Source organism: Lebetimonas sp. JS085 (assembly GCF_000523295.1).
Taxonomy (GTDB): Bacteria; Campylobacterota; Campylobacteria; order Campylobacterales; family Nautiliaceae; genus Lebetimonas.
In genome coordinates, this window is record NZ_ATHR01000001.1 from 97,610 (window position 1) to 123,946 (window position 26,337).

Here is a 26,337-nt window from a genome sequence, read left to right on the forward strand (position 1 = left end):
TTTAACATCATTGATTTATATTTGCATTACAATAAATAAAAAAAGGAGTTTCAATGACAAGTGAAATTTATTATCCTCATAAAGAATTATTCAAAAACCCTGTTTTTAAAAGTATGGATGATTATAGAGAAATGGTGGAAAAATTTGAAAAAGATTTCGAAGGGACATGGGCAAAACTTGCAAAAGAAAAAATTACATGGTTTAAAGAGTTTGAACAGGTTCTGGATGAAAGCAACGCACCTTTTTACAAATGGTTTGTCGGAGGAAAATTAAATGTTACTTTTCAGTGCATAGACAGACACCTTGAAGATAAAAAAAACAAAGCCGCTATTATCTGGGAAGGCGACAACGGAGAAAATAAAACAATCACATATCTTCAGCTTTATAAAGAAGTTAATAAATTTGCTAATCTGTTAAAAAATTTCGGTGTTCAAAAAGGGGACAGGGTCGTAATTTATATGCCTATGATTCCGGAAGCCGCATATGCAATGCTTGCGTGTGCAAGAATAGGAGCAATTCACAGCGTAGTGTTCGGAGGATTTTCCGCAGAGGCATTGAAAGACAGAATCATAGATGCAAATGCCAAAATAGTGATAACAGCCGACGGGGCATTTAGAAAAGGGGCTCCTTATATGTTAAAACCTACCGTTGACAAAGCTCTTGAAGGAATAGATTTTGTAGAAAAAGTAATTGTAGTGGAAAGAAACAATGAAGATATAGATTGGATAGAGGGAAGAGATGTAAGCTATAATGAACTTATTCAAAATCAATCAAGCAAATGCGATCCGGAAGTGATGGACAGCGAAGATCCGTTGTTTTTACTTTATACATCAGGCTCAACTGGTAAACCGAAAGGTGTACAACACTCCCAGGCCGGATATATCCTCCACTCACAGCTTACAATGGAATGGGTATTTGACATCAAAGATAACGACACTTTCTGGTGTACAGCCGATATAGGATGGATTACAGGTCATACATACATAGTTTACGGACCTCTTGCGGCCGGGGCAACAACGGTTATGTTTGAGGGGGTTGCCACTTATCCGGATGCGGGAAGAGCCTGGAAAATGGTAGAAAATTATAAAATCAACCAATTTTACACAGCCCCTACGGCAATAAGACTTCTCCACAAAATCGGTGCGGATGAACCAAAAAAATACGATTTAAGCTCTCTTAGAATATTAGGAACCGTGGGAGAACCGATAGACCCTGCTGCATGGAAATGGTATTATGAAGTAGTAGGAAATAATAGATGTTCAATTGTTGATACATGGTGGCAGACGGAAACAGGAGGTCATATGATTTCCCCTCTTCCTGCGGCAACACCTATTAAACCGGGAAGTGCAACATTTCCTCTTCCTGGAATTTTTGCCGAAATTATAGATGAAAACGGTAATAAAATGCCTGAAAACGAAAAAGGTCTTTTATGTATAACCAAACCGTGGCCAAGTATGATAAGAACTATCTGGGGCGATCCTGAGAGATTTGTAAAAAGTTATTTCTCCACTGCCAAAAAGAACGGAAAAGCTGTATATTTCTCCGGAGACGGTGCAATTTATGATAAAGACGGTTATATCTGGATTACAGGAAGGGTGGACGATGTTATCAATGTCTCAGGACACAGACTCGGAACCGCAGAAATAGAAGATGCCGTTAAATTCCATCCTGAAGTTGCCGAAGTTGCGGTTGTAGGAAAACCCGACGAAATAAAAGGTGAAAGTGTATTCGCATATATTGTACTTAAAAATCCTGAAAATATTGCAGAAGAGCTTGAATTCATTAAAGAAGTAAATGAAATTATCAAAAGAGAAATCGGAGCAATTGCAACAGTTGACAATTTTGCATTTGTTCCGGGACTTCCAAAAACAAGAAGCGGTAAAGTTATGAGAAGAATACTCAGAGCCATTGCAAAAGGCGAAGAAATTACGCAGGATACTTCAACTCTTGAAAATCCTCAGGTTGTTGAAGAAATTATCGCAATAGTTAACACCTGCGAACTTTAATTAGCAGGTTTTCCTGCTTTCTCAGCAATAATCATGGCAACCTGTGAAAAATTAAACAATTTAACTTTTTCAACCTCAAAACCTGCTTTTTTTAATAAATCACTCAGTTCATTTACCGTATAAAAATTTTCAATGGATTTAGGCAGGTATTCATACGCCTCTTTGTTTTTAGTAATAATTCCCCCTATTTTAGGTAAAAATTTATTTGTATAAAAATCTATACATTTTCTAAATTTTTTTTCTTTATCCGATTTTACAAATTCCAAAATTAAAAGTTTGCCGTTTTCTTTTAAAATTCTGTTAAATTCTCTCAGGGCTTTTTCAATTTCAAGCACATTTCTTATACCAAAAGAAATGGAAATAACGTCAACGGAACTGTTTTCACAGGGAACATCGGTTGCATATGAGTTATAAAAATTAATTTCCGGAAACCTTTTTTTCGCTACTTCAAGCATTCCTTTGCTTGGGTCCAAACCGCATATTTTCAGTTTTTTATTTTTAATCGTATTTTTCCATATATCAATCATATCGCCCGTACCGCAGGCAACATCCAGTATTTTTAAATTTTTTTTGTCAATTTTACTAACAGCTTCCTTTACCGCTTCTTTTCTCCATTTTTTATCAATCCCCAAACTTAATATTCTGTTTGCAACATCATATTTGGGAGCGATGGAATCAAACATTTCAACTATTTTTTTCTGCACAATTTCTCCTTAACAAATTCTCGGCAGCAGTTCACCTTTTGGAAGTTCAATATATCTGCTTGAACCCCATGGTGATTTTAATACAACTTTATTTCCCTGTGTTACTTTTCCTATAACAGAAGCGTTCGGATTAAATTTTTTTAATATTTCCTCGGCTTTTTCGGCATCTTTTTCACTTACGGCTACAATAAAGGTTCCTTCATTTGCCAAATCCATAGGTTCAAATCCAAAAATTTCACAAAGACCCGCAACATCATTACTGACAGGGATTTTTTCCTCATTTATTTCAATACCAATGTTACTTGCATTTGCCCATTCGTTCAAAACAGCGCTTAATCCGCCTCTTGTTGCATCACGCAAAGCTTTTATATCTATACCTTCATTTATAAGAGATTCTATTTCATTCCATAATATTTTACAGTCGGTTTTTGCTTCGGTATCCACACCGTATCTGTGGGCCATAATGATACTGCCGTGTTTTCCAATATCTCTGCTAACCAATACAATATCTCCGGGTGTAAGATTATGGGCTGAAATATTTTCTTTTTGTATATGCCCCACTCCGCTGGTGTTTATAAAAATTTTATCAACACTTCCGGCAGGAACGACTTTTGTATCACCGCAGACTATTTTCGCCCCTATTTTGTTCAACTCTTCACTCATTGTTTTAACAATTTTTTCGAGTGTTTCAAAATCTAAACCTTCTTCTATCATAAAACCGCAGCTTAAATATTCAGGTTTCGCACCCATCATAGCCAAGTCGTTACAGGTTCCGGCAACTGCAAGTTTTCCTATATTTCCTCCGTTAAAAAAAAGAGGGCTGACGGTAAAAGAATCTGTCGTAAAAGCTATTTTTCCGTCTGCATTTAAAACAGCGGCGTCTTCGGCGCTTGTCAGAATATCGTTATTGAAATATTTATAAAAAAGTTCATTTATGAGTTTATTGGTTTCTTCTCCTCCTCCGCCGTATGCAAGAGTTATTTTATTCATTTTTATCTCCTTTATACTAATATTACAACTCACTGCTCACCACTCACCACTCACTACTCACCATTCACTATTTTCACCATTTTTAATTATCTTGCATATCTGTAATAAGCATTGCATGCGCCCTCATCACTTACCATACAGCTTCCGTAAGGGGTTGAAGGAGTACAGGCCTTGCCGAAAAGTTTACAGTCGGTCGGTTTTGCAAGACCTCTTAAAATTTTTCCACAGATACATAATTTATGGTCGTCAATAGGTTCATTTGGCAATACATTCGCATATATTTTTTCAGCATCAAACTCGGCATATTCATCTTTTAATTTAAGGGCGGAAAAAGGTATGTCTCCAAGCCCCCTCCATCTAAAAGTTTCCCTCACTTCCATAAACTCATCAATCATTTTTTGAGCCAGCACATTTCCATCCCAGGTAGTCGCTCTTTTATACTGATTTTCAACACGGGGTTTTTTTTCAAGTTTTTGTTTTAACAGCATTAAAATACTTTCCATTACATCAACCGGTTCAAACCCGGCAACAACAACAGGTGTATTATATTCATCCACTAAAAACTGATAACTTTTAGTCCCTATTATAACACTTACGTGACTGGGACCGATAAAAGCGTTAATTCTTGCTTCCCCGCTGTCCATAATGACCCTCATCGGAGGCGGAACCAAAACATGATTTATATGATAATAAATATTTTTAACTCCCTCATCAAAAGCTCTTTTCATAAGTGCGGCGGTCATAGGTGTTGTTGTCTCAAATCCTATTGCAAAAAAAACAACCTTTTTATCAGGATTTTCTTTTGCAATATTTAAAACATCAAAAGTGGAATGGAGTGCTCTTATATCATAACCCTCCGCCCTTGTTTTTGCAAGACTTGATTTGCTTCCCGGAACCCTTATCATATCCCCGAGAGTTGCAAGTATAACGTCCGGCTGTTTTGCCAAGGTGATTGCATGGTCTATTCTTTCTTTTGGCATTACACATACGGGGCATCCGGGACCGTGGATAAATTCTATATTTTCAGGCAAAAGCTGTTTTATTCCGTATTTCATGATGGTATGAGTATGTCCTCCGCAAATTTCCATAACCCTCATAGGCTCGTCAAGATCTTTGGCAAGCCTGTGGATTTCTTTACTTAAAGCTTTTATGGTGTTTGGGTCTCTGAATTTAAAATATAAATCTTTTAAACTGAGTTCACTCATTCTCAGCCTCCTCCGGTTTATATAAAAGCGGGCCTTCTTCTTTTACCAAATCTTCAGGTGCAATCGGATTTTCATCCCCCATCGAAGCTTCAGCCAGCTGTTTATACACTTCAATACTTTCAAGTGCAAATTTTTCATCAATTTTACTCATAGCATATCCGACATGAATTAATACATAGTCGCCCGGTTTTACCTCTTCCTGGATTAAATCAAGGCTTACTTTTCTTTTAACCCCCAATGTATCAACCTCAGCCATATTTTTTTCATCAACTTTTAAAACTTTACTCGGTATTGCCAAACACATATTTACTCCTCATTTTATATTTTTCTCATATTCAACATTCATAATTTAACATTCATAATTTACTTAAGTGCTCTTTTCTCTTTTCACTGATCCAGTTTATTATTTCATCAAGACCTTCACCTGTTTTATTGTTTAGCAGAACTACAGGCACTCCCGGTTTTAGTTTATCGGCGGCAACTTTTGCCTTCTCAATATCAAAATCAAAAAAATCAAGCATATCGCATTTTGTAATTACTACAATATCGGCCCTTCTGAACATAACAGGGTATTTTTCAATTTTATCGTCACCTTCCGGAACGCTGACAAACACCATATTATAATGTGCTCCCACATCATAACTCGCCGGACAGACCAAATTCCCCACATTTTCAATAAAAGCGATTTCTGTATCTTCATATGGAAAATGGGGCATAGCGTTTTTTACCATACCCGCGTCCAAATGGCAGGCTCTTCCTGTTTGTAATTGGAACGACCAGATACCTTTGTTTCTTATTCTGTCGGCATCCCTGCTTGTTTCCAAATCCCCTTCAATTACGGCAAATTTAAAAGGAAGTTTATCGGAAAGATTTTCAAGTGTCGTTGTTTTACCGCTTCCCGGGGAACTCATCATATTAAAACATGTAATTTTATGTTCATTGAATTTTTCCCTGATTTCATCAGCCATTGCATTATTTTTACTTAAAATTTTTTCTATAACTTTAACTTTATGATTCAACTGAGGATTGTTTTTAATATCTTCATTTATTAATTCCTCTTTATGATCATGCCTGTGTTCATGATGATGTTCATGCTCATGATTATGTTCATGCTCATGTGTTCCGCATCCGCATTCTGTACACATATTTACTCCTTTATAAATGATAATTCATTTTATTTTGTTGTATTATATCTTATATTTATTAAAAAAAAGTAAAAATAAACTTTTCTTATACAAAAAAAAGACTAAAAATGTAAATGATAATGAGAATGTGCAAAATTTTTGTGTTTATGTTTATGTTTGTGAATAAGATTGGCTTTTAATAAAACATCCAAATCTTTCATAAGTTCTTCCATATCTCCGTCATAAATAATTTTATGTTCCTCATTCATAACCACGGCCCTCTCGGTTGTTTCATAAGCCACACTCAAATCATGAGTAGCCAAAACAACGGTTTTATCAATTTCAAGCAAAAAATCTATAAACCAGCCTGTTGTTTTTGGATCCATGGCTGTTGTCGGCTCGTCCAAAAGTAAAATTTCAGGTTCGTAAGCTAAAATAGAAGCCAACATTACTTTTTGTTTTTCACCTCCGCTTAAATTAATCGGGGGTTTTTTAAGATATTTTTCTATTCCAAATTCTTTTGAAATATTAAACACCCTCTCTTCAATATCTTCAAATCCAAATTCTTTGAGTGAAAATGAAATTTCGTCAAATACAGTAGGGTTAAAAATCATCGAATCCGGATTTTGAAAAAGTATACCTATTTTTTTTCTTAATTGTTTGGATAATTTTTTATTTACTTTCTTACCTTCAAAAAAATAGTTTCCTTTTTTGGGGAAATAAAGAGCAGCCAAAATTCTAAGAAGTGTGGATTTGCCGCTTCCGTTGCATCCAAGTAAAGAAATTTTTTCATTTTTTTTAATTTTTAAATTTATATTATCAAGTACTTTTTCATCATAAAAAAATTCCACATTTTCAAGTTCAATAATATTTTCCATTTTACATTCTCCGTTATCCATTATCAAAAAATCCCCTTGCTTTCATAGCCAGCGTCCTTTCATTTGCATCATGTAATGCTTTATTTAAAAAAAATTCAAATGTTCTTGTTATAAATTTCGGATCTTTGTCTGTGAGTTTTAAAACCCTGCTTTTAAATGCCAATTTAAAATCTTCGAATGTTTTTTTATAAGAAAAAATCTGAGAGAGTGTAATTGTCGTTAAATATCCCAAATCTTTTGAAAAAGCCATAAACTGTACGGGAGAAATTATAGCAAAAAACCAGAAGACAAAATATGTAAGGGAATAAACTTTAAGATTGATATACAAAATATAGTGCCATGGAGAAAGATGTTTAATAAAAGCCATTATAATATAACCCAAACTGACACCTAAATTAAAAACAATAATTGATTTTATCACTCTTATATTAAGTTTTAAAATTTTTTTGAAAGAAACAATCCATAAGAACAGTATACCAACTGATATAAATTCAATATGCTTTAAACTAAGTAAAAGAAAAAAAGTCAGAATAAAAAATATTCTAACTATGAGTATTTTTTTTGGCAAAAAATTTTCCTATCAAATATAAGATTATAAAAACTACTGCGCTTCCAACTACCGCACTGACATAATATCCCAAAACATCATTTGTCCCCGGAAGAGAATAATCCGGAAGCAGAGGATGGGCCAACTGTGGAAAATTAGCCAGTCCTTTTGGAATAAATCCTAATACTTTTTGATAATAATCATTGTCCCATTCTCCAAAAGCGGGTGCACTTGTTAATAAGCCAACTGGAACAGCCGCAATCATAATAACCATTATAATCAAAGCAGTTTTAACTTTCTTATTCATGCCGCAACCTCCTGAGAATTTTTTTCTCTTCTTTTAAGAAAACTGTATACTATTTGAGTAAATACACCGTCAACTACACCGAAAACTCCCAAATGCGCAGCCATCATTGCAGGAATTGAAACACTAAGTCCAAATGGGAAATATAATGGATGTCCATTAGCAGTATGCCAGAAAATTGGCTGAATCCCAAGTATTATTGAATCTGACAAAGCAGCAACGTTAATTGATATATATCCAGCTAAAAACGGAGCAAATCTAGTTTTATCTTTTAACCATTGAAAAACATAATAACCAACAAATGCGGCAATAAAAGCCATATCAAACGAATTTACGGCCCAGGTGCTTATTCCCCCGTCCCCAAACACTACCGCCTGAGTCAACAAAACAAACGATACAGAAATAAAGGCAATCCACGGGTCAAACATAATAGCAATCAGGGCCGTTCCTATTGCGTGGCCGCTTGTTCCCCCCGGCACAGGAACATTAAACATCATAATTAAAAAGCTTAAAGCGCTTAATGTTCCAAGCAGAGGAAGAGTTTTTTCATCCAGTCTTTCTTTTAATTTTTTAAATCCGTATGCCCACAAAGGCACCATTACCGCATAACTCACAGCAACAGTTGTTGGTGAAAGATAACCATCAGGTATATGCATTTTAATCTCCTTTTAATTTTTTACAGTGAATTATAACTCATTATCTTAAAAAAAACTTAAATTATATTGGTTCTTGTATTGTTTCAGAACTAAAATTTATAAGCAATTTGTGCTTTTATGGCATTTGAATCTTCATCATTATTATCTGAGTTATATTTATCCAGACAAATTTCTGTGCTCATTGCTTTTGAAACATCATAATCTATATATAAATCAATTTCATTTGCTTTTTTATTTTGAAAATCAATATGGCCATAATTTGCTGATAAAGATAATTTGTCATTAACAGGGACTGAAATATTGGAATAAATTGTTTTTGCATCCTTATCAAAAATATGATTTCCCTCTTCTAATGGATTCATATTGTCATATACGTTTCTGTCTATTTTCATAGAGCCAAGCCCACCTTTTTTATCAGTTTTTATAAACCCTATATTTAAAGCAGCAACTTCAAAATCAACCCCGCCTTCAATATTAAAATAACTTCCGTTTGGTTTGTTTGTCATTTCGTTACTTTTGGAAAATACTAATTTGCCACTGTAAATATCTTTATCGGCATTTAAAGTAACGCCATACCAGTTAGCCAATGTAGGAGCATTGTAAAAATAAACATTTGTATTTAAAAAATCCTGTTTACATTCTACATCCAATAAATTCAACCCTTTTCCGTTATTTAAAGTGCTAAATGCTTTCAGTTCCTCATGATTGTTTGCCCTGCCGTGTCTGAATTCATGCAATATTGTATACTGAAAATTATCAATATTTCCGCTTAGTTTCAATTCTTCCTGAAACCCGTGTATCCATTGGTAAGTTTCTTTGTTTCTACCTGCTATAAATTTAAAATTTTTACCGTAATATGTAATATTTGCGGTATGAAGAATAGCTTTTGTAGAATTGTCAAAATCTCCGTCATGCAATTCGTTTATTTTGTCATTTGCCCTGAAACCTAAATTAATATTAAAATTATCAAATTTTGCGCTTCTATACATAAAACCAACTGAATACATACTGTAACCGCTGTCTTGCGCATTTTTATTATGATATCTTTCAAAATGCAAAGCAAAATCACCTTTAAACTTCCCGTTTTTAAGCGCATTATCAAATTCATTAGCGCATAATAATGTAGATAAAATCAGTGAACATGTTAAAATTTTTTTCACTAATACTCCTTTCATATTTGTAATATAAATACAAAATGAATTATAACTCACGTACTTAAGAGAAACTTAAATCACAATCATTCTTGTATATTTTTAAGACTGAATTTAATAAATAATCACAGGATAATCTTTATAAAAACAGATATCAATATTAATTTCATAAATATCTTTTAAAATATTTTTATTAATTTCATTCTTTTTACACTGATATTTAATTATTCCGTTTTTCATAAATATCAGCTTATCCGAATATTTCAAAGAAAGATTTATATCATGTATAATAATTATAGTTATTAATTCTTTTTCTTTTGTAATTTTTTTTATAAAATTAAGAATTTCCAACTGATTTTTTAAATCAAGATTATTTGTGGGCTCGTCAAGCAATAATATTTTGCTCTCCTGTACAATAGCTCTCGCTATTGCAATTTTTTGAAATTCCCCTCCGCTTATTTCATTTATCTGTTTATTTTTTAATTCATTTAAATTCAGTTTTTCTATTATTTCATTTACTTTATCAATATCTTCTTTTTTGGGAAAGAACTTAAAATAAGGCTTTCTTCCAAGCATTAAATAATCATATGTATTCAAATCGGTAATATCGTTTTTTTGTGATACATAACCGATTGTTTTGGCAAACTCGTTTATTTTTAATTTGTTTAAGTTTTTCTCATTTAAATAAACAGTGCCTTTTAAAGGTTTTAATATTTTTGCTATATTTTTAAGCAATGTGGATTTCCCTGCTCCGTTCTTTCCTGAAATAGAAACAATTTCCCCTTTTTTAGCCTCAAAAGTAATATCTTGTAATATTTTTGAACTTTTATAAGAAAATTCAAGATTATTTATTTTTAATTTCATTTTAACCCCTGTGAAGTTTAAAGAGCAAATATAAAAACATAGGGGCACCTATAAAAGAAGTAAAAATTCCCACCGGAATAATCACAGGAGAAAGAACTGTTCTTGAAACATCATCCGCAATAAGCAATAAAACAGCACCTATAACGGCACTCAAAGGAAAAATATATTTAAAATTCGAATTATTTAATATTATTTTTGAAATATGGGGAGCTATTAAACCTATAAAACCTATAATTCCAAAATATGCCACACATATTGAAGTCAAGATTGTTACCAAAATTAAAGAAACAAACAATATTTTATTTTTATTAACCCCTATATTTTCTGATTCTTTTATATTAAGAGCATTAAAATCCCACGATTTTAAATAAAAAAATATAAAAAAAATTAAAAACACAGTTCCTAAAACAATTAATTCTTGAAAATTAGCTCTTCCCAAATCCCCGAAACTCCAGTTAATTATTGCAGAAAGCTGGGTTTCATCGGAAAAATACTGCAAAAACATACTACCTGAAGAAAAAAGGGCACTAAAGGCAACACCGGCCAAAATAAGCGATTCGGCTGCAAAATTTTTCATTATTCCAAAAAGCAGTATAAAAACCATAACACTCAGTGCGCCCAAAAAAGCACTTTCAATTAAAAACATATTATTAAAGAAAACAACCGCTATACTAACCCCAAACAGCGCCCCGTGGGAAATACCCAAAGTAAACGGAGACGCCAAAGGGTTTTTTAAAACTGTTTGCATAACAGTACCGGCAATTCCCAAACTTGCACCGCAAAGCAAGGCACTTAAAATTCTCGGAAGTCTTATATTAAAAAGGATAAAATGATTTTGATTATTTAAGAATAAATCTTTTAAAGATATACTGAAATCTCCTATTTTCAGGGATATAAAAGCTATCCCCAATAAAAGGAGAAAAAAGAAAAAAATTTTACTTTTCATTCATCTCCAATTTTTTAAATCCGCCAAAAAATTTAGCCATTTGTTTGTAGCACGCTTTTCCAAGTAAAAATTTATATAATTCGTCTGCTTTTTTTACAGGATTTACATCTTTAAATTTATCCGGAAATACGACTTTTCCTATATAATAAGTATCTGCATATGCAGTTGCTATGTTTGTCATATATAAATTATACGGAAGTATGCCATAAACCTCGTTATTTTTTACAGCCTTTAAATTTTTAAAATTACTCATTTCTTTTTTTACAATTTTAAAACCTGATTCGTCTAAGAATATAATATCCGGATTTGCTTTATATAAAGCCTCTTTAGAAATAAAAACCTGAGATTTTGCATTGGATTTAATTACATTATTTATTCCGATTAACTCAAAAGGAGGAAATTTTGGCATTGTAGAGGTTATACCGTGAATTCCTTTAAATGCAACAGCTCCGATATAAATTTTTTTATCTGTTTTTGACGCCCTTTTTCTCAAATCTTTGTCTGTTTCAGTTAAAAATTCTTTTAACTTCTCGGCTCTTTTTTCATTATGAATAATTTTTCCGATAAGATTTAAAGAATAAAACAGTTTATCATTTGCGAATGTTCCTATTTTTCCGTAACTTAATACAACTACCGGAATATTTGTTTTGTTTTGAATGTTATCAGCCTGAGAAGCGTTAATATATCCTGCAAAAATAACATCGGGTTTTAAAGCAATAATTTTTTCCAAATCAGGATTAGGATTTGGCCCGCCCATTCCGATTACCGGAAGTTTTAAAAGATTAGGATGTGTTAACATATAAGGTTTTTTAGAATAAAAAGGAGATTTTTCTTTTTTTTCAATACCAACAACTTTATCTCCGCCCTGCATATAAACAACCAGTCTCAAAGCACCGGGGCCTATGGCAATAACCCTTTTCACATTATCTGAAACGTTTACAACCCTACCCAGTGAATCTTTAACACTCAAAGCAAAAACTGATACAAAACAAACAGCAATTAATAAAATTTTTTTTAACATAACAAATCCTTTAAATAAATTGAACCAAAAAAAAGGAGGAATTTTCTAAGATGGTCAAAGAAATTATATAATACAAACTTAAAAATTACTTAAAAAAACTTTTTTCTTGTATAATTATAGAACAGATTTTTAAAAAGAAGAAAAAGAAGGAACTTTCTAAAAGGTTCAAGTGAATTATAATTCATTTTTATTAAATAAGAGTTAAAAGGTCTAAAAAATGAGCTGCATCTATTGTAATCATTATATTTTATACAAATTAAAAAACGGATATTACAAATGCGCAAAATGCAAAAGAAAATTTTCACCGAAAAAAATTGAGCGGAAAGCAAAAATATTAAAAGGATTTTTAGATGAATTAAATCCCACGGAAATTGCTGAAAAATATAATATTTCATACGCAACGGTGGTAAAAGAAATACAAAACATAAGAAAAATAGTTGTAAATATTTGTGAAGAGGAATTTTTAAAAAAGCAGGATTTAAAAGAGTTTAATGAATATTTATATATACCCAAAACAAACAGAAAAAATAAAAATTCCATTTATAAAGCGCAAAATTTTTTAACTATCGATTATGGAGGGAAAATATACAATATACTGCTAAGCGATATGCAAAAATACAAAAATTTAAGTTATGAGGAAATTAAATCTCTTCTAAGGCAATCGCAGTTGATTAAAATACAAAAACAGATTTTAATATATCAGTTTTGGGAATATTTTGAAACATTTATTACCAAATATAAAGGTATCAAGGAAAAAAATTTTATATATTATTTAAAAGAAGCCGAATTCAGATTTAACAATTTTAAACTAAGCGTAAGTGAACTCGTAAATTATGAGATTCATCTATAAATTCCAAACTCCGTATGCTGCCTGCCCAACGCTGATACCCCCGTCGTTAACGGGAATTTTCTGATTAAAATAAAAACCATCTACTAAAGATAACATGGTTTTATTTTGAAAAACACCGCCTGTCAATAATACAGGCAGATTATAATTTTTTGAAATCTTTTTTATTAAATTGGCAAGGGAGTTTAAAAAAACAGAAGAGATTAATTCAAAATTTCCCCTGTTTTTTGCCACAAATTCAATTAAAGGATAAAAATTTATTTTTTTATTGATTTTTAAATCAATATATTCTTTTATTAAAGGATTGTAATATTTTTCAATCAGCATTCCGGAAAACCCCTCATATTCATTTCTTTCTATCATTCCGCCTAAAAATGCGACCATATCAAATATTCTTCCTACAGATGAAGTTAGAGGAAAATTTCCGTTTTTTAAGGAAGAGGCCAATTTATAATTTGAATATTTTTTTCCAATTTCATCATTTAAAAGACTGACCGCCATATTAGCAGGATATTTAACAGCTTTTTCTCCCCCTATTAATTTAAAATATTTAAAATGATGTACTCTTTCAAAATTTTTTCTGTTTGCTATAAAAACTTCACCTCCCCAAATAGCCCCGTCGTCTCCGTATCCGGTCCCGTCCCATGCAAACACCAAAGCTTCATTTAAATCAAATTCAAAAAGCCCGCTTAATGCATGTGCGAAGTGATGTTGAATTTGAATAATTTCTTTTTTTTGATTTTTTGCCCATTTTGTAGATTCATAATACGGATGTTTATCACAGATTATAATATCTTCTTTAAAATCATAAAGTCTTCTAAAAGTCTCAATTGTCCTTTCAAAATACTCAATACTGTCAATTGTGCCTAAATCCCCAATATGAGGCGATAGTATCATTTTATTATTAAAGGCAAGGGTTATAGTATTTTTCTGATTAGCTCCAACTGCAAGTATATTTGGTTTTATATTTTGTTTAATACTAAATGATTTTGGAGCATATCCACGTGAGAGTCTCATAGTGATAAACTTATTTTTAACACTTTGTACAACCGAATCATCGCATGCGTTTACAATATCCCTGTTATAATCAAGTATATAATCTACAACATTTCCAAGTTTTTTAATTAACTCATCACTATCTCTTATAATTGGATCGTTGCTTATATTTGCACTTGTTGCCACAATTGGAAAATCAATAAAATCAAAAAGTAAAAAATGCACGGGGGTATAAGGCAAAAACACACCGTATTTACCGATATCCGGGGCAATACCGGTTAGCTCTTTTTTCTTTTTTACAATTACTATAGGTTTTTCTTTTGAAATAATTAATTTTTCATCATTTTCATTTATTTCACAGTATTTTTTTATACATTCAATATTCTTAAACATAATGGCAAAAGGTTTGGAAGGTCTTCTTTTTCTTTCTCTCAATTCCAAAACCGCTTTTTCGTTTGTCGCATCACATACTAAATGAAAACCTCCAAGTCCTTTTATTGCAACAATTTTCCCTTCTTTTATTTTTTTAGCAATAAACTCGATTTTTTCTATTTCTTTATTAAACTCAATTTCTCTATATTTTTCATTTTTAACTTTACACTTTACACTTAATTTTGGTCCGCAGTCATAACAGCTTATCGGCTGGGCATGATATCTTCTGTCCATCGGATTTGTATATTCCCTGTAACATTTTTCACACATTTTAAATTTTTTCATGGAAGTGTTTTTTCTGTCATAAGGAATATTTTCTATAATCGTATATCTAGGACCGCAGTTTGTGCAGTTAATAAACGGATACAAAAACCTTCTGTTGTTTTTATCATACATTTCTTTCAAACACTCGTCACATACACAGATGTCCGGAGATATGGATGTGGTTTTTGTTGTTTCTTTTGATTCTTTTATTATAAAATTTTTATATCCTTGAATGGGTAAAATTTCTTTTTGAATAGAATCAATTCTTGCAAGAGGAGGTAGATTTTTTTGCAGGGTATCTATAAATTTATCTTTGTTATTACCCTCTATTTCAATAACAACACCGTCAGAACTGTTTAAAACATATCCTCTGAGATTTAATTTTTTAGCAATTTTATATACTGTGGGTCTAAACCCTACACCCTGTACTATTCCGTTTATTTTATATCTTATTCTCATAAAATACCTTATTTAAAGAAGAAAAAAGGAGAAAAAATGAAAAAAGCGACTTACAAATAAAATTATACAAAAATGTTATTAAACTATCGTTAAGATTTTGAATTAATAACTGCATTTCCGTATGCTTCTATTGCACCGCTCATAGGAAGCGCTTTTGGCACAAAAACAGGATAGTTTTTAGAAATATAAGTATAAATTTTATTTAAAAATTCACCTTCAAACATGTCACCCGCCAAAACAGCTCCGCTTAGTACCATTTCTTTATTTAGAGTTTCATAAATATTATTCAAAAATTCCGCAAAACTCTCAACCACACCATAACTTAACAAGTAATCGTCAACACCGGCAAGCCTGAAGCTCATAGCGGTTCTGATTGCCCAGAGAGGATTTAAATTCCTCTCATCCATTTTATAATCAATTCTTGGACCTTTTTTAGTCATAGCAGAACTTGAAAATTCCATTATTTTTTCGGCAGCTTCGTCAATATTATCACTAAATCCCAAAACTATACCTATAAGGCCCCACAAATAATAAACCCCTTTTTTATCGGTGTTTAAATTTGCTTTCATTGCATTTAAAAACAAATCATTTCTTTTTTCCGAAAAATTCTTTACAAGTTTTTTGCCTGTATCGTTCATTGCGGCAATTGATGCAAAAATTTCTTCAAAAGAATTAAATTTAAACTCAAACGAAATATATTCAACAAGTCCGAATTTTGGAGAATTTAATAAAATTTTACTTTCATCGCTTTTATACAAAATATATCCAAGCGTAATTTTATCTTCTAAATTCCACATATCTACAACACCGTAAAAACCGGCAAGATATTTAGGATTTTCTTTTGCCTTAATTTCCGGAAAATTTACTTTTAAATCTAAAACAGTTTTTTCTTCTGTGGAATAAGCGGCATATTTATCATTAATTCCTGCAGAATTACCAAGTGATTTTTCAAATTTGGGAATCAACCCCCTGTCCCCTCTTACAGGGATAATTACATGCTCTTTTGTATCTGTTACAACAGCCAATATTTCTTCATCTTTTTTAACATCAAAATTAAAAAATTCAGCTTCCTTCACAGCTTTTAATCCTATAAGTTTAATATCGTTTTTAATTTCTTCGCATAAAAGTTCAAGTATCATATCATCAGGCAGTTTTACATAATATGCAGGAGTTGAAAGTCCAAACGTTTTTTTAAAATCTATATTGGTTTTTAATTTAATAAAAGGCTTTTCAATACTTGCCAAAGCCTTCGCATCTCCATCAAAGCTCATAAAATAATTTGCAACAGCACTTAAATCAACCGCCAATATTGCATCAACATTTTCTAAATTTGTTGTTAATTTATATTTACCGTTAAACGTACCAACAGAAACTTCACCGTCTTTTTTCAGTTTCTCGGCAATTTCTTCAAAATATTTTTTTCTTTCGTTTTTATCATTTAATTTTTCATTATCAATTTTCAATTCTTCATTTAACTGATATCCGCATATTTCACAATGATGCATTGGATTATAATAATTTTTATTATTTACATCTTTTACCTCACTTAAACATCTCGGGCACGGAGGCAGGTTTCTTTTGGGAAATTCATTTGGTAAAAATTCACTAAATTCTTCTGTAACTTCCGCATTTAAAGAATTTAAAAAAATAGACATAGGAAGTTCATGGGCTAATTTTGAGGAATATTGCTCAATTTCTTTTTCACTACCTTTTACATATACATATAAATATTCATTTTCTTTTTTAATACCGATTGATAAATTTATCTCTTTTGCAACTCTTATAAAAAATCTCTCCAGCAAATCTCCACTCTGTTTTAAAATAAATTTTATAATCATATTTCATATCCTTTTAAAGCTTCCTCTGGCACTCCCTTTTTAAAAGATTCTTTTGCAATTTCTGTAAGTTTAATATTAGGATTTTTAATTTTTGCCTCAATTCCTAATTTATTGAGTTCAGTAATTAAAATCTTTTCCATTAATTTTGCGGCTTCCTGAACCTCGGGGGTTATACTAAAAGTGGTATCTTCACCGATTACATAAGGCACAACACCTATTATCTTTGTTTCAGGCAAATCACCCATTATATCAATCATTTGAAGGGTTTGAAGCATTTCAACCTCATGTGCGCTTCCCTGCCAGCTTACACATTCAGGAACAGCTCTGAAATCAAAGAAATAAACATCTCCTATTTTTGCCTCGTCAACATCCACACAGTCAAATACAAAAACCCTGTCATATTCAACAATTATAGGAATAAGCCTTTGTGCCAACGTTCCTCCGTCAATTATATCAATTTCATGAGGACCAATAAAATCATATTTTTCATCAATATAATTTGTAAGATGGACTCCGATTCCCTCATCACCGAATAATATATTACCTATTCCCAAAATTAATATTTTCATTTATTGCCTTTTGATTTTTAATATAGTAGGTAGAAAACAGGGCTCTGTTCACTACTTACTATATAAAAGAGAAAAAGAAGGTTATTCTTCTTCTTTTTCCCATTTCATACCTGAGAATATTGCATCCATTGAACCGTTTTTATTAAATACACCGTTAAATACTGCCATATAAATATGAATAGCTACAATAATAATAATTCCCCACATAAATATATGATGCCAAAGTCTTACATAAGCAAGTCCTCCAACTAATGTTTCAATCCATTTTGCAAATGGATACAACATTGCACCAAGTCCTTGATGATAAACTTCTGCATATAAAGCAAGCCCTGTAATTATAATACCGTAAAAAAACAGATAAAGTGCAAAATATGCCCAAAATTGCAATGGATTATAAACACCTTTTGTATGTGGATGTTTAGAAACCAATAAATAATATCCGACTTGTTGGAGAGCCACTTTTATATTAAACGCATCTTTTAATGAAGCTCTTTCATATTTTCCCTCTCTAAAAAAGAAGAAATAAAAAGTTTTATACAAAACTGCGCCAGTCATTGCAAAACCGAAAATAATATGTAATTCCCTAAAATATCCCTGTGTAAACCTGGTAGGATCTACTGAAGCATCAGCATAAGTTATATATGGATTAGCAATATAAAACCCGGTTGCAATAAGAACAAAAATAGAGATGGCTCTAATCCAGTGTTGCCATCTATAACCGGCGGAAAACTCTATTCCGCCTAAATAATTTCCCATTACTTTTAAAAATTTCATTTGTGCCTCCTTAGCATGCACCGTATTGCGGGTCTACTTTAAATTCACCTAATTTTTTACCTTTTACATCCATTACATGAACTGCACATGCAATACATGGGTCATAGCTGTGAATACTTCTTATGACTTCCAAAGGTTTGCTTGGATCAGCCAATTTCATACCAATTAAGTTTGCTTCGTAAGCGCCTTTTTTACCGTTTCCGTCTACAGGACCAGCATTCCAGGTTGATGGAACAACTGCCTGCCAGTTTTCGATTTTTCCGTCTTTAATTCTACACCAGTGACTTAACATTCCTCTTGGAACATCCCCGATGTATCTTCCTTTATATTTTTTATTAGTATCAATTTTATATGGTGTGATTGTTGATTTGTCAGATTTTAAATTTTCAACCAAATTATTAAATGCCGCAATTCCATAATCTGCAATAACTTTAGTCTGTAACATTCTTGCCGCTGTTCTTCCAAGAACAGTAAACAATGCTTTAGCAGGAAGTCCTGTTTGAGCTAAGAATTCATCTACTACTTTTTTAACCCTTGGATTTCCTTTTGCATAATTAACCACCATACATGCGAGAGGTCCCACTTCCATAGGTTCTCTGTTATATCTTGGAGATTTAACCCATGAATATTTTCCTTGTGGATTAACAACTTTTACATTAACTTCATTACCTTTACCGTCAACGGATTTACCGTCAACATATCCGGTATAATTAGGAACAGTTTCTCCGTTATATGGTTGTAAAAATCCTGTATCTTTATACCAGCTGTGAGTTACGTCTTCTGCTATTTTACTTTCGTCAATTTCATAAAATTTACTTAAATCATGGTTTTTAATATATCCGCTTGCATCAAACAGCCATTCATTTGCACCCACCTGATGTTCTCTGTATGTCAAAAAATTACCAAGATTAGTAGGTTGAACAACACTCGGTTCATTTCCAAAAGCAGCAGCGGCCATTACTATATCTGCATAATATGCCCTGTTTGCATAATCAGCCAAATCTTGGAATTTTTGCAAATATTCTCCAAGTCTGCTCGGATTTTCCAAATCCATAGCACATGTAACACCGCCGACTGTTAAACTTTGCGGATGTGGATTTTTACCGCCGAAAATTGCCATTGCCTGAGCTGCAATTCTTTGAATTTCAAGTGTTTTTAAATAATGGCTAAGTGCAATTAAATTTTGCTCAGGTGTAAACTTCATTGTAGGATGACCCCAATATCCGTTTTTAAATGGGCCCAAATCACCCCTCTCAGCAAATTTTTCTACTCTTTTTTGAACTTCTGCTAATTCATCAGCACCGGTAGCAATTGGCTCATATCCTTTTGGAACATATTTAAACGCTTCTTCACTTGCTTTTTTAGGATCTGCTTTAAGTGCACTTATAATATCCACCCAGTCAAGCCCGTGCAATTGATAGAAATGAACCATGTGGTCATGGAAAAAAAGTGCTATATTCATCAATTCTCTTGTAAGTTTTGCATTTAGAGGAGGTTCTATCCCCAACGCATCTTCTACAGCCATAATTCCGGCTTTATAATGAGAATATGTACAAACACCGCATATTCTTTGTGTCATAAATCCTGCATCTCTTGGATCTCTTCCTTTTAAAATAACTTCTATTCCCCTCCAAAGTGTTGCAGAAGAATAAGCATCTTTAATTACATTGTTATCATCCAATACTACTTCTACCCTTAAATGCCCTTCAATTCTTGTAATCGGGTCTATTACTACTCTTTTTGCCATTCTCTACTCCTTAGGATTTTTAATTGCACTAAGTGCTGCGTGAGCTACAATTGCGACACCTGCCACTACTAAAATAGTTGCACCGATTTTATCTGCTGTAGCATCTACTGTAGCTGAAGCAAATTTATGATTTGCAAGCGGTTCTTCATATGGAGCCATAGAATCCCAGAAATCTGGTTCAGAACATCCTATACAACCGTGCCCCGCCTGAACCGGCCAAGATGTATGTTGGTTAAATCTCTCACGAGAACAGTTATTAAATGTATAAGGTCCTTTACAACCTACTTTATATAAACAAAATCCGTTTTCTGCACCGTGATCACCGAACTCTTCAACAAATTCACCGGCATCAAAATGCCCTCTTCTTTCACATAAATCGTGAATTCTGAGTCCGTATGCAAATTTTGGTCTGTTGAAATTATCAACTGCCGGAAGCGCTCCGAATAATATTACATATAATATAGTTCCAACAATATTATTTGCACTTGGAGGACATCCAGGCACATTAATTACAGGTTTGTTGATTACCTGATAAACACCTTTTGCCCCTGTTGGATTCGGAGCGGCAGCCTGAATACCGCCAAAACTGCTACAAGTACCGACACTGATAATTGCAGCCGCTTTATCGGCAGTTCTTTTTAATTTTTCAAGCCCGGTTTCTGCAAATGGACCTATTGTTAAATCTTCTCCACCGCCTTTTGTAGGCACTCCGCCTTCAACGCATAATACAAATCTACCTGCAAATTTTTTCATAGCTTCTTCAAAATTTTCTTCTGCCTGCCATCCGGCTGCAGCCATGATTGTATCATGATATTCTAAATTTATATAATTAAAGATCAAATTATCAATTGTAGGTGAATCAGTTCTGATTAAACTTTCACTACATCCTGTACATTCAGCCAAATGAAGCCAAACAACAGGCAATCTGTCGCTAACTTCCGCCGCTTCGGCAATTAACGGAGAAAATTTTGTCGGAAGACCGAGCATTACAGCCATTGCTGCAGACCATTTTAGAAAATCCCTTCTTGTAAATCCATGTTCTTCCAAAACCTCAGCTACACTTTTTTGTCCAATTCCTGGAAGTTTTTTGAGAGTTGCTAATCTCTCTTTAATTTTTTGGATAGTTGCTTCATTCATTTTATCCCTCCAATTTTTTTGTTCAACATTATTATATACTAAATAAATGTTCATTTTCAATAGTTATAAGCAAAATTTATCAAATTTTATTAAAATTTTATTAATTTAATGGCTTACACATACGGCACAAATATCAAAACATTTAAATATGGAGTCAATATATTCTTTTTTTTCATTTATCATTGCAGACTGGGCGGCGGATAATTTATTTTTATCCTTTGAAGAGGAAAGGTTAAACTGTGTGGGAACTATAATATTGTAATAAGCGATTTTTCCGTTTTTTATTTCTATCTCATGAATCAGGCTTCCTCTGGGCGCTTCGACAGCGGCAATCCCTTTTGAATTACTCATTCCACATTTTATATATGAAGGCTCGCATATATCTATTTCTTTTATTTTATTAATTAAATATTCTAAAATGAGTAAACCTTCATATACCCTTGTAAGAATTCTCGTAAATATACTGTTTTTGTAATTATTATAAATTTTTCTTATATTTTCATTGTTTATATTTCTTGCAAGAGGACCTACTTCCACAAACTCCCCGTTATATAAAACATTTTTGCTTAAAGACGAATTTTCAACTTCTTTAACCAAATTGACATCACCGTTTTTTTTAAAAAAAAGATTATCTCCCAAAACCAAAAACCTGTTAATACTTTTACCAATATCTTTAGGCAGATTTTCAAAAAAAAGCTCAATATCCTCTGAATTTAAGTTCAAATCCATAATTTTCTCTTGATATTTTTCATAAATTTTATTTAATAAATCTTTTAATTTTATTATTTCCAAATTTGTGGGGTCTGAGGTAACACCTCCGGGAACCATATAGGAATTATGTGGATACTGCCCCGCAATAAGAGCTATTGCCTTTGAAATCAACGCGGCAAATTCGCCTGCTTTAAAAATATATTTTTTATCTTTTATCTGTGTTGGGAAAAGTGTAATATAAAACCATTTGATATGATTTTCCACAATTTCAAGCCCAACAGTAATATCTCTTAAAATTTCAGCTTTCTTTGAAACTTTTGCATTTACAGCATTCTCAATTGCTTTTACGGTGGCAAACAGATGGGAATGGCCGCAAATCCCACAAATTCTCGGGTTAATAACCAAAGCATCCATTACGGGCCTGTTTATTAAATAACTTTCAACACTCCTGTATTGCCAAAATTCTATTTCAACAAAATCCACTTTTTCTTCACCGTAAATTTTTAAGCTTGCTTCACCTTCTATTTTGTTAACAATTTTTTTTGTTATTTTCATTCTCACATCCGTCTATTAATTTTTTTGAAAGTCTTTCGTTTTTTAAACTTTTAGCCATTCCGCTGATAGTAAGATATGCCCTTTTACTGACTCCAAGAGGAATTTTTGCAGGAATTCCCATAAAAGTTTCTGTCTTAAAAAGCCCTGTTTTTGGAAAACTGTTTTCTGTACAGCCAAAACATGGAGTTCCGGCTCTCGGTTTTGAATTTACTTCATTCCATAAAATTTTATTACAGTTACTGTGTGTATACGGCCCCTGACATCCCTGTTCGTAAAAAAGACACCCTTCTTTTGTTCCGAAAGCATCAGCATCTATTTTCCATTCAAAATATTCATTCCTGCTGCATCCGCTATGGGAAGTGTATGAGAAAATTTCTTTTGGCCTGTTTTCTTCATCCAATAAAATTTTTTTATTTTCATACAGCATATTCAACACATAAGCAAGCCATTCGTAATGAGCGGGGCATCCGGGAATATTTATTATTTTGTCTCTGCATTTATAAAAAGCCCCTTTTTGTTCTTTATTAAACATCAGGCCTTCCCCAAATACTCCGCCGTATACGGCACAGGTTCCGAGTGCAATTATTTTGTCTGCTTTAAAAAAGAGTTTTCTTATTAAATCTTTAAGATTAAACCCGAGTCTTGAAAAATTATTTTTTAAAGCACCTTCTACAATTAATATGTCACTTTTTTGTAATTCAAACGGAGGAGAATCAAAAACAGGATGGTATAAAAAATCAAATTTTTTATAAATTTCATTTAAAAACGGATAATTTATAAAAGAATGTGTACAGCCGTTACACCCTACAGCGTCTATCCATATTATTTTAAGCTTTGAGCGCATTGTAAATATTCTCACTTACACTTTCAACATATTCTTTTAAAGGTTTGGGTAAAATTCTTTCTTTGCTTAAAAACACAAGACCGCCTAAATATCCCATAAAAAGACCGAATGCTGAGAAAAAATCCTGGTTTTTAAGTTCTTTTTTTCTTACACCCTCTTCTAAAAATATCATAATTTCCGTTACAAATGCACTAACACAAAGCATTCCTTCACACCCGTTTGCAAATATTTCTTTATTGGAAAGATAAACCCTCATAAAATAATCCACTAATTCCGGCTCACTTTCGGCCATGTCAAAATATAACTCGGTAATTTTTTTTATTTTTTCTTTGCCTGGAATATCCATTTCGTTAATTTCTTTTAATTTTTCTCCGAATCTGTTTGAGGTGTAAATAAGAAGCTCTTTTGCCAGCGATTCTTTAGAGGGAAAATAATTATACATATTCCCCACGCTCATCCCCATCTCTTTTGCAATATCTGCAATAGTTGTATTATAAAAACCGTGTTCAGCAAAAAGTTTTAAAGCTGTTTTCATTATTTGAGTTTTTTTAGTCTCTTTTGCCACTTTTTAGCCTTTTTTTATAATTATAATATAATTTCACAAAAAAGGTAAAAAAATGCACGAATATTCAATTGTAGATTCTCTTTTACAGCTTGCGGATGAACATGCAAGAAAAAACAATGCAAAAAAAGTTACAAAACTGGAAATAAAAATCGGAATACTCAGCGGAGTTGAACCGGATTTATTACAAACGGCATTTGAAACCTTTAAAGAAGGAACTATCTGTGAAGAAGCTGAATTTATAATGAAAATACAGCCTGTTGTTGTACGCTGCAAGAATTGTGGATATAAAACAGAGCTTAAAAAAGACGAATACCGCTGTCCAAAATGCAACAGTGGAAATCTGGAAATAATAGACGGGGAAGATATGTATTTAATGAGCCTTGAACTTGAAACAGATTAAATTTTCTCTTTTATTTCCTTAATAATTTCAAGCTGTTTTTGGGCAATAAAATGTGATAATTTTTCTTCTGCTTTCTTTTTATCTTCAAATTCCAAATATAATATAAATCCGTCAACAATTCTTTTTACAAATGTAATTTTAGATTTTAAATCAAATTTTTCATTTAAATCAAATTCGATATTTATTTCCATATCCTTTTCATAATCATATATAAAAGTAGTCTGAACTGTAGCATTTATTAATGAAATTTCTTTTATTATTGCTGGAATTTTTATATTATCCCATGTTAAAAAACTTTTTAACGGAGGGTTTAATTCTAAAGATATTAACTTTTTTTTATAAAAAACAACATCAAAATTTGTCAAAAATATAGTATTGTTTTCAATATCAAAATCTTTTACAACACCCCTTATTAAAATATTTTCAAATTCTATATCTATAAAATTTCCAATTTCAACTATTTTTATTATTTTTTCAGAGGTTTTAATTTCAATATTATTTTTTTCATAATCAATCTTATAAATGACCGCTTTGTCACTGATTGATAATTTATTATAATACGCCCTTATTGTTAATTTTTCTTTTACGGCGATAGAATTAAAAAATTTTCTTAAAATTTTTTCTCTCTTTTCTTCAAAATAAATATATTCGCTGTCATCTTCTATTTCATTAATATCTGCTTTTGCCAGAATATCCTCAATCCTCTGCATAATTTTTAAATAATTATCTTTTTCTCTTTTTTTTATTATTACAATTTTTTCTTTAAAAGAGATAAGTTCATTTTCATAAAAAAATTTATTGTTTTTTAAAATATTTTCTGCTAAATTTTTAATCTTTTCAAAATTATTTTCTTCAATAATCAAATAAAACTTATTTCCGTCCACCCTTGCGGCAAAAAAATTAAGTTCCTGTAAAAATTTCGCAAATTCTTTAATAGCAAAATCAACCTTGGACCTTCCGTAAATATAATTTAATAAGAGTAAATTTTCAAGTTCAACACAAACAATAAAAAATTTTTTATTCAAAGATATATATTCTTCTACTTTATTTTTAAATAATGTATCAGTATACAAATTGGTAAGAGCATCATAAAAATTATTTTCTTTAACTTTTTCAATGATTACAGGATAAAGTGAACCGGTTATTATATTCTCATCAATAATCTTTAAAACCAGATGAAAATCTTTATTATTTACTTTTATAATACATTCTAATATTTTATTATCTATTAATGCCTTAAACCACTCTTTTTTATCTTTTTTGAATAAATCCTCAAAACAATTAGCTTGGTCTATTTTCGCAAATAAATCATTTCCAAAAATCTTTTTAAACAGTTTATTTGAATATGTAATTTCAAAATCAACTATTTCAAAAATTGCAAATGTTTGATTATCTAATAACTGTTCATAAAAATTTGTTTTTCTTTTATATAATTCTTCGTAATATTCCAAAATTATTTTTGTAGGATAATCCAAAAGTTCCCTAAACCACAGATCTTTAACTGCCAATACATTAAGTACTGCATTTTTAAATTTTGAACACAAAAACATAATATCTTTTAATGTAAGCTTGTCTTTGGTTATTTCCATCAACCGGTGTAAATAAGAGCATTTTCTTACATCATTTTCTATTAAATCTATAAAATTGTTTACAAAACCTAATGCGAATCCTTTTTTAAATTTTGTTAAACTTAAATTGTTTTTATCAAAAAATTCTTTTACTTCTTTATCCTCAAGCCACAATTTAATTATTTCTTTTTTTGAATGTTTTAATTTTAATGCTATTTTTTTTCTAAGTTCCATA

Annotated in this window: 26 protein-coding genes; 3 read left to right on the top strand and 23 right to left on the bottom strand. The window is 31.7% G+C overall.

Going from position 1 to position 26,337, the window contains the following annotated elements; translation table 11 throughout:
- The first annotated feature begins 53 nt into the window (after window positions 1-53).
- Window positions 54-2,006, top strand: coding sequence for an acetate--CoA ligase (gene acs / locus DZ68_RS0100515; RefSeq protein ID WP_024786755.1), 1,953 nt, complete (start codon window positions 54-56; stop codon window positions 2,004-2,006).
- Here acs and ubiE read toward each other — a convergent pair.
- The 13 genes from ubiE to DZ68_RS0100580 all read right to left on the bottom strand — a co-directional run bounded on the left by ubiE (window position 2,003) and on the right by DZ68_RS0100580 (window position 12,396).
- Complete coding sequence (gene ubiE, locus DZ68_RS0100520; RefSeq protein WP_369792203.1) at window positions 2,003-2,713, bottom strand: bifunctional demethylmenaquinone methyltransferase/2-methoxy-6-polyprenyl-1,4-benzoquinol methylase UbiE; 711 nt, start codon at window positions 2,711-2,713, stop codon at window positions 2,003-2,005. The two genes, acs and ubiE, sit on opposite strands and share 4 nt — an antisense overlap.
- Window positions 2,714-2,719: 6 nt before the next feature.
- A complete protein-coding gene (gene hypE / locus DZ68_RS0100525; protein WP_024786757.1) occupies window positions 2,720-3,700 on the bottom strand; it encodes a hydrogenase expression/formation protein HypE in 981 nt (326 codons plus the stop codon).
- 86 nt (window positions 3,701-3,786) lie between these two features.
- Window positions 3,787-4,905, bottom strand: a complete 1,119-nt coding sequence (gene hypD, locus DZ68_RS0100530; protein ID WP_024786758.1) for a hydrogenase formation protein HypD — start codon at window positions 4,903-4,905, stop codon at window positions 3,787-3,789.
- Window positions 4,898-5,209 carry a HypC/HybG/HupF family hydrogenase formation chaperone gene (locus DZ68_RS0100535; protein ID WP_024786759.1) on the bottom strand — a complete coding sequence of 104 codons (312 nt, stop codon included), beginning with the start codon at window positions 5,207-5,209 and terminating at the stop codon, window positions 4,898-4,900. The genes hypD and DZ68_RS0100535 overlap by 8 nt, the downstream gene beginning before the upstream one ends.
- A gap of 52 nt (window positions 5,210-5,261) precedes the next feature.
- A complete protein-coding gene (gene hypB / locus DZ68_RS0100540; RefSeq protein ID WP_024786760.1) occupies window positions 5,262-6,050 on the bottom strand; it encodes a hydrogenase nickel incorporation protein HypB in 789 nt (262 codons plus the stop codon).
- Between the two features lie 101 nt (window positions 6,051-6,151).
- Complete coding sequence (locus DZ68_RS0100545) at window positions 6,152-6,928, bottom strand: energy-coupling factor ABC transporter ATP-binding protein (RefSeq protein WP_236617324.1); 777 nt, start codon at window positions 6,926-6,928, stop codon at window positions 6,152-6,154.
- Entirely contained in the window at window positions 6,921-7,328 is a 408-nt protein-coding gene (locus DZ68_RS0100550; RefSeq protein ID WP_236617778.1) for an energy-coupling factor transporter transmembrane protein EcfT, read from the bottom strand. Before DZ68_RS0100550 ends, DZ68_RS0100545 begins: the two co-directional genes overlap by 8 nt.
- 121 nt (window positions 7,329-7,449) lie before the next feature.
- Window positions 7,450-7,761, bottom strand: coding sequence for a PDGLE domain-containing protein (locus tag DZ68_RS0100555; protein ID WP_024786763.1), 312 nt, complete (start codon window positions 7,759-7,761; stop codon window positions 7,450-7,452).
- Complete coding sequence (gene cbiM, locus DZ68_RS0100560; protein ID WP_024786764.1) at window positions 7,758-8,414, bottom strand: cobalt transporter CbiM; 657 nt, start codon at window positions 8,412-8,414, stop codon at window positions 7,758-7,760. Before cbiM ends, DZ68_RS0100555 begins: the two co-directional genes overlap by 4 nt.
- Before the next feature lie 89 nt (window positions 8,415-8,503).
- Window positions 8,504-9,574 carry an Opr family porin gene (locus DZ68_RS0100565; protein WP_024786765.1) on the bottom strand — a complete coding sequence of 357 codons (1,071 nt, stop codon included), beginning with the start codon at window positions 9,572-9,574 and terminating at the stop codon, window positions 8,504-8,506.
- Between the two features lie 105 nt (window positions 9,575-9,679).
- Window positions 9,680-10,429, bottom strand: coding sequence for an ABC transporter ATP-binding protein (locus DZ68_RS0100570; protein WP_024790484.1), 750 nt, complete (start codon window positions 10,427-10,429; stop codon window positions 9,680-9,682).
- Between the two features lies 1 nt (window position 10,430).
- Entirely contained in the window at window positions 10,431-11,375 is a 945-nt protein-coding gene (locus DZ68_RS09800; RefSeq protein WP_035002992.1) for an iron ABC transporter permease, read from the bottom strand.
- Window positions 11,365-12,396 (bottom strand): iron ABC transporter substrate-binding protein, encoded by a 1,032-nt coding sequence (locus tag DZ68_RS0100580; RefSeq protein WP_024786767.1) that lies wholly within the window; start codon window positions 12,394-12,396, stop codon window positions 11,365-11,367. The genes DZ68_RS09800 and DZ68_RS0100580 overlap by 11 nt, the downstream gene beginning before the upstream one ends.
- A gap of 217 nt (window positions 12,397-12,613) precedes the next feature.
- On the opposite strand from DZ68_RS0100580, the gene DZ68_RS0100585 reads away from it, so the two are divergent.
- A complete protein-coding gene (locus tag DZ68_RS0100585; protein ID WP_024789017.1) occupies window positions 12,614-13,246 on the top strand; it encodes a helix-turn-helix domain-containing protein in 633 nt (210 codons plus the stop codon).
- On the opposite strand, the gene hypF is transcribed toward DZ68_RS0100585, so the two are convergent.
- The 9 genes from hypF to DZ68_RS09805 form a co-directional block, all read right to left on the bottom strand.
- On the bottom strand, window positions 13,241-15,394 hold the full coding sequence (gene hypF / locus DZ68_RS0100590) for a carbamoyltransferase HypF (protein ID WP_024786768.1): 2,154 nt from the start codon (window positions 15,392-15,394) through the stop codon (window positions 13,241-13,243). The two genes, DZ68_RS0100585 and hypF, sit on opposite strands and share 6 nt — an antisense overlap.
- 89 nt (window positions 15,395-15,483) lie before the next feature.
- Window positions 15,484-17,232 (bottom strand): hypothetical protein, encoded by a 1,749-nt coding sequence (locus tag DZ68_RS0100595; protein ID WP_024790485.1) that lies wholly within the window; start codon window positions 17,230-17,232, stop codon window positions 15,484-15,486.
- Window positions 17,229-17,801 carry a HyaD/HybD family hydrogenase maturation endopeptidase gene (locus tag DZ68_RS0100600; RefSeq protein ID WP_024786769.1) on the bottom strand — a complete coding sequence of 191 codons (573 nt, stop codon included), beginning with the start codon at window positions 17,799-17,801 and terminating at the stop codon, window positions 17,229-17,231. Before DZ68_RS0100600 ends, DZ68_RS0100595 begins: the two co-directional genes overlap by 4 nt.
- A gap of 81 nt (window positions 17,802-17,882) precedes the next feature.
- A complete protein-coding gene (gene cybH, locus DZ68_RS0100605) occupies window positions 17,883-18,575 on the bottom strand; it encodes a Ni/Fe-hydrogenase, b-type cytochrome subunit (protein ID WP_024786770.1) in 693 nt (230 codons plus the stop codon).
- 10 nt (window positions 18,576-18,585) lie between these two features.
- The gene (locus DZ68_RS0100610) at window positions 18,586-20,322 is read right to left on the bottom strand and encodes a nickel-dependent hydrogenase large subunit (protein WP_024786771.1); all 1,737 of its coding nucleotides are present in this window, start codon (window positions 20,320-20,322) and stop codon (window positions 18,586-18,588) included.
- Between the two features lie 3 nt (window positions 20,323-20,325).
- Entirely contained in the window at window positions 20,326-21,459 is a 1,134-nt protein-coding gene (locus tag DZ68_RS0100615; protein WP_024786772.1) for a hydrogenase small subunit, read from the bottom strand.
- Between the two features lie 105 nt (window positions 21,460-21,564).
- The gene (locus DZ68_RS0100620; protein WP_024790486.1) at window positions 21,565-22,725 is read right to left on the bottom strand and encodes a nickel-dependent hydrogenase large subunit; all 1,161 of its coding nucleotides are present in this window, start codon (window positions 22,723-22,725) and stop codon (window positions 21,565-21,567) included.
- Window positions 22,700-23,569, bottom strand: a complete 870-nt coding sequence (locus DZ68_RS0100625) for a hydrogenase (protein ID WP_024786774.1) — start codon at window positions 23,567-23,569, stop codon at window positions 22,700-22,702. Before DZ68_RS0100625 ends, DZ68_RS0100620 begins: the two co-directional genes overlap by 26 nt.
- A complete protein-coding gene (locus tag DZ68_RS09805) occupies window positions 23,553-24,104 on the bottom strand; it encodes a TetR/AcrR family transcriptional regulator (RefSeq protein ID WP_051428229.1) in 552 nt (183 codons plus the stop codon). The genes DZ68_RS0100625 and DZ68_RS09805 overlap by 17 nt, the downstream gene beginning before the upstream one ends.
- An 82-nt stretch (window positions 24,105-24,186) precedes the next feature.
- On the opposite strand from DZ68_RS09805, the gene hypA reads away from it, so the two are divergent.
- Window positions 24,187-24,534 carry a hydrogenase/urease nickel incorporation protein HypA gene (gene hypA, locus DZ68_RS0100635; protein ID WP_024786775.1) on the top strand — a complete coding sequence of 116 codons (348 nt, stop codon included), beginning with the start codon at window positions 24,187-24,189 and terminating at the stop codon, window positions 24,532-24,534.
- On the opposite strand, the gene DZ68_RS0100640 is transcribed toward hypA, so the two are convergent.
- A complete protein-coding gene (locus tag DZ68_RS0100640) occupies window positions 24,531-26,336 on the bottom strand; it encodes a diguanylate cyclase domain-containing protein (protein WP_024786776.1) in 1,806 nt (601 codons plus the stop codon). The two genes, hypA and DZ68_RS0100640, sit on opposite strands and share 4 nt — an antisense overlap.
- Window position 26,337: the final 1 nt, after the last annotated feature.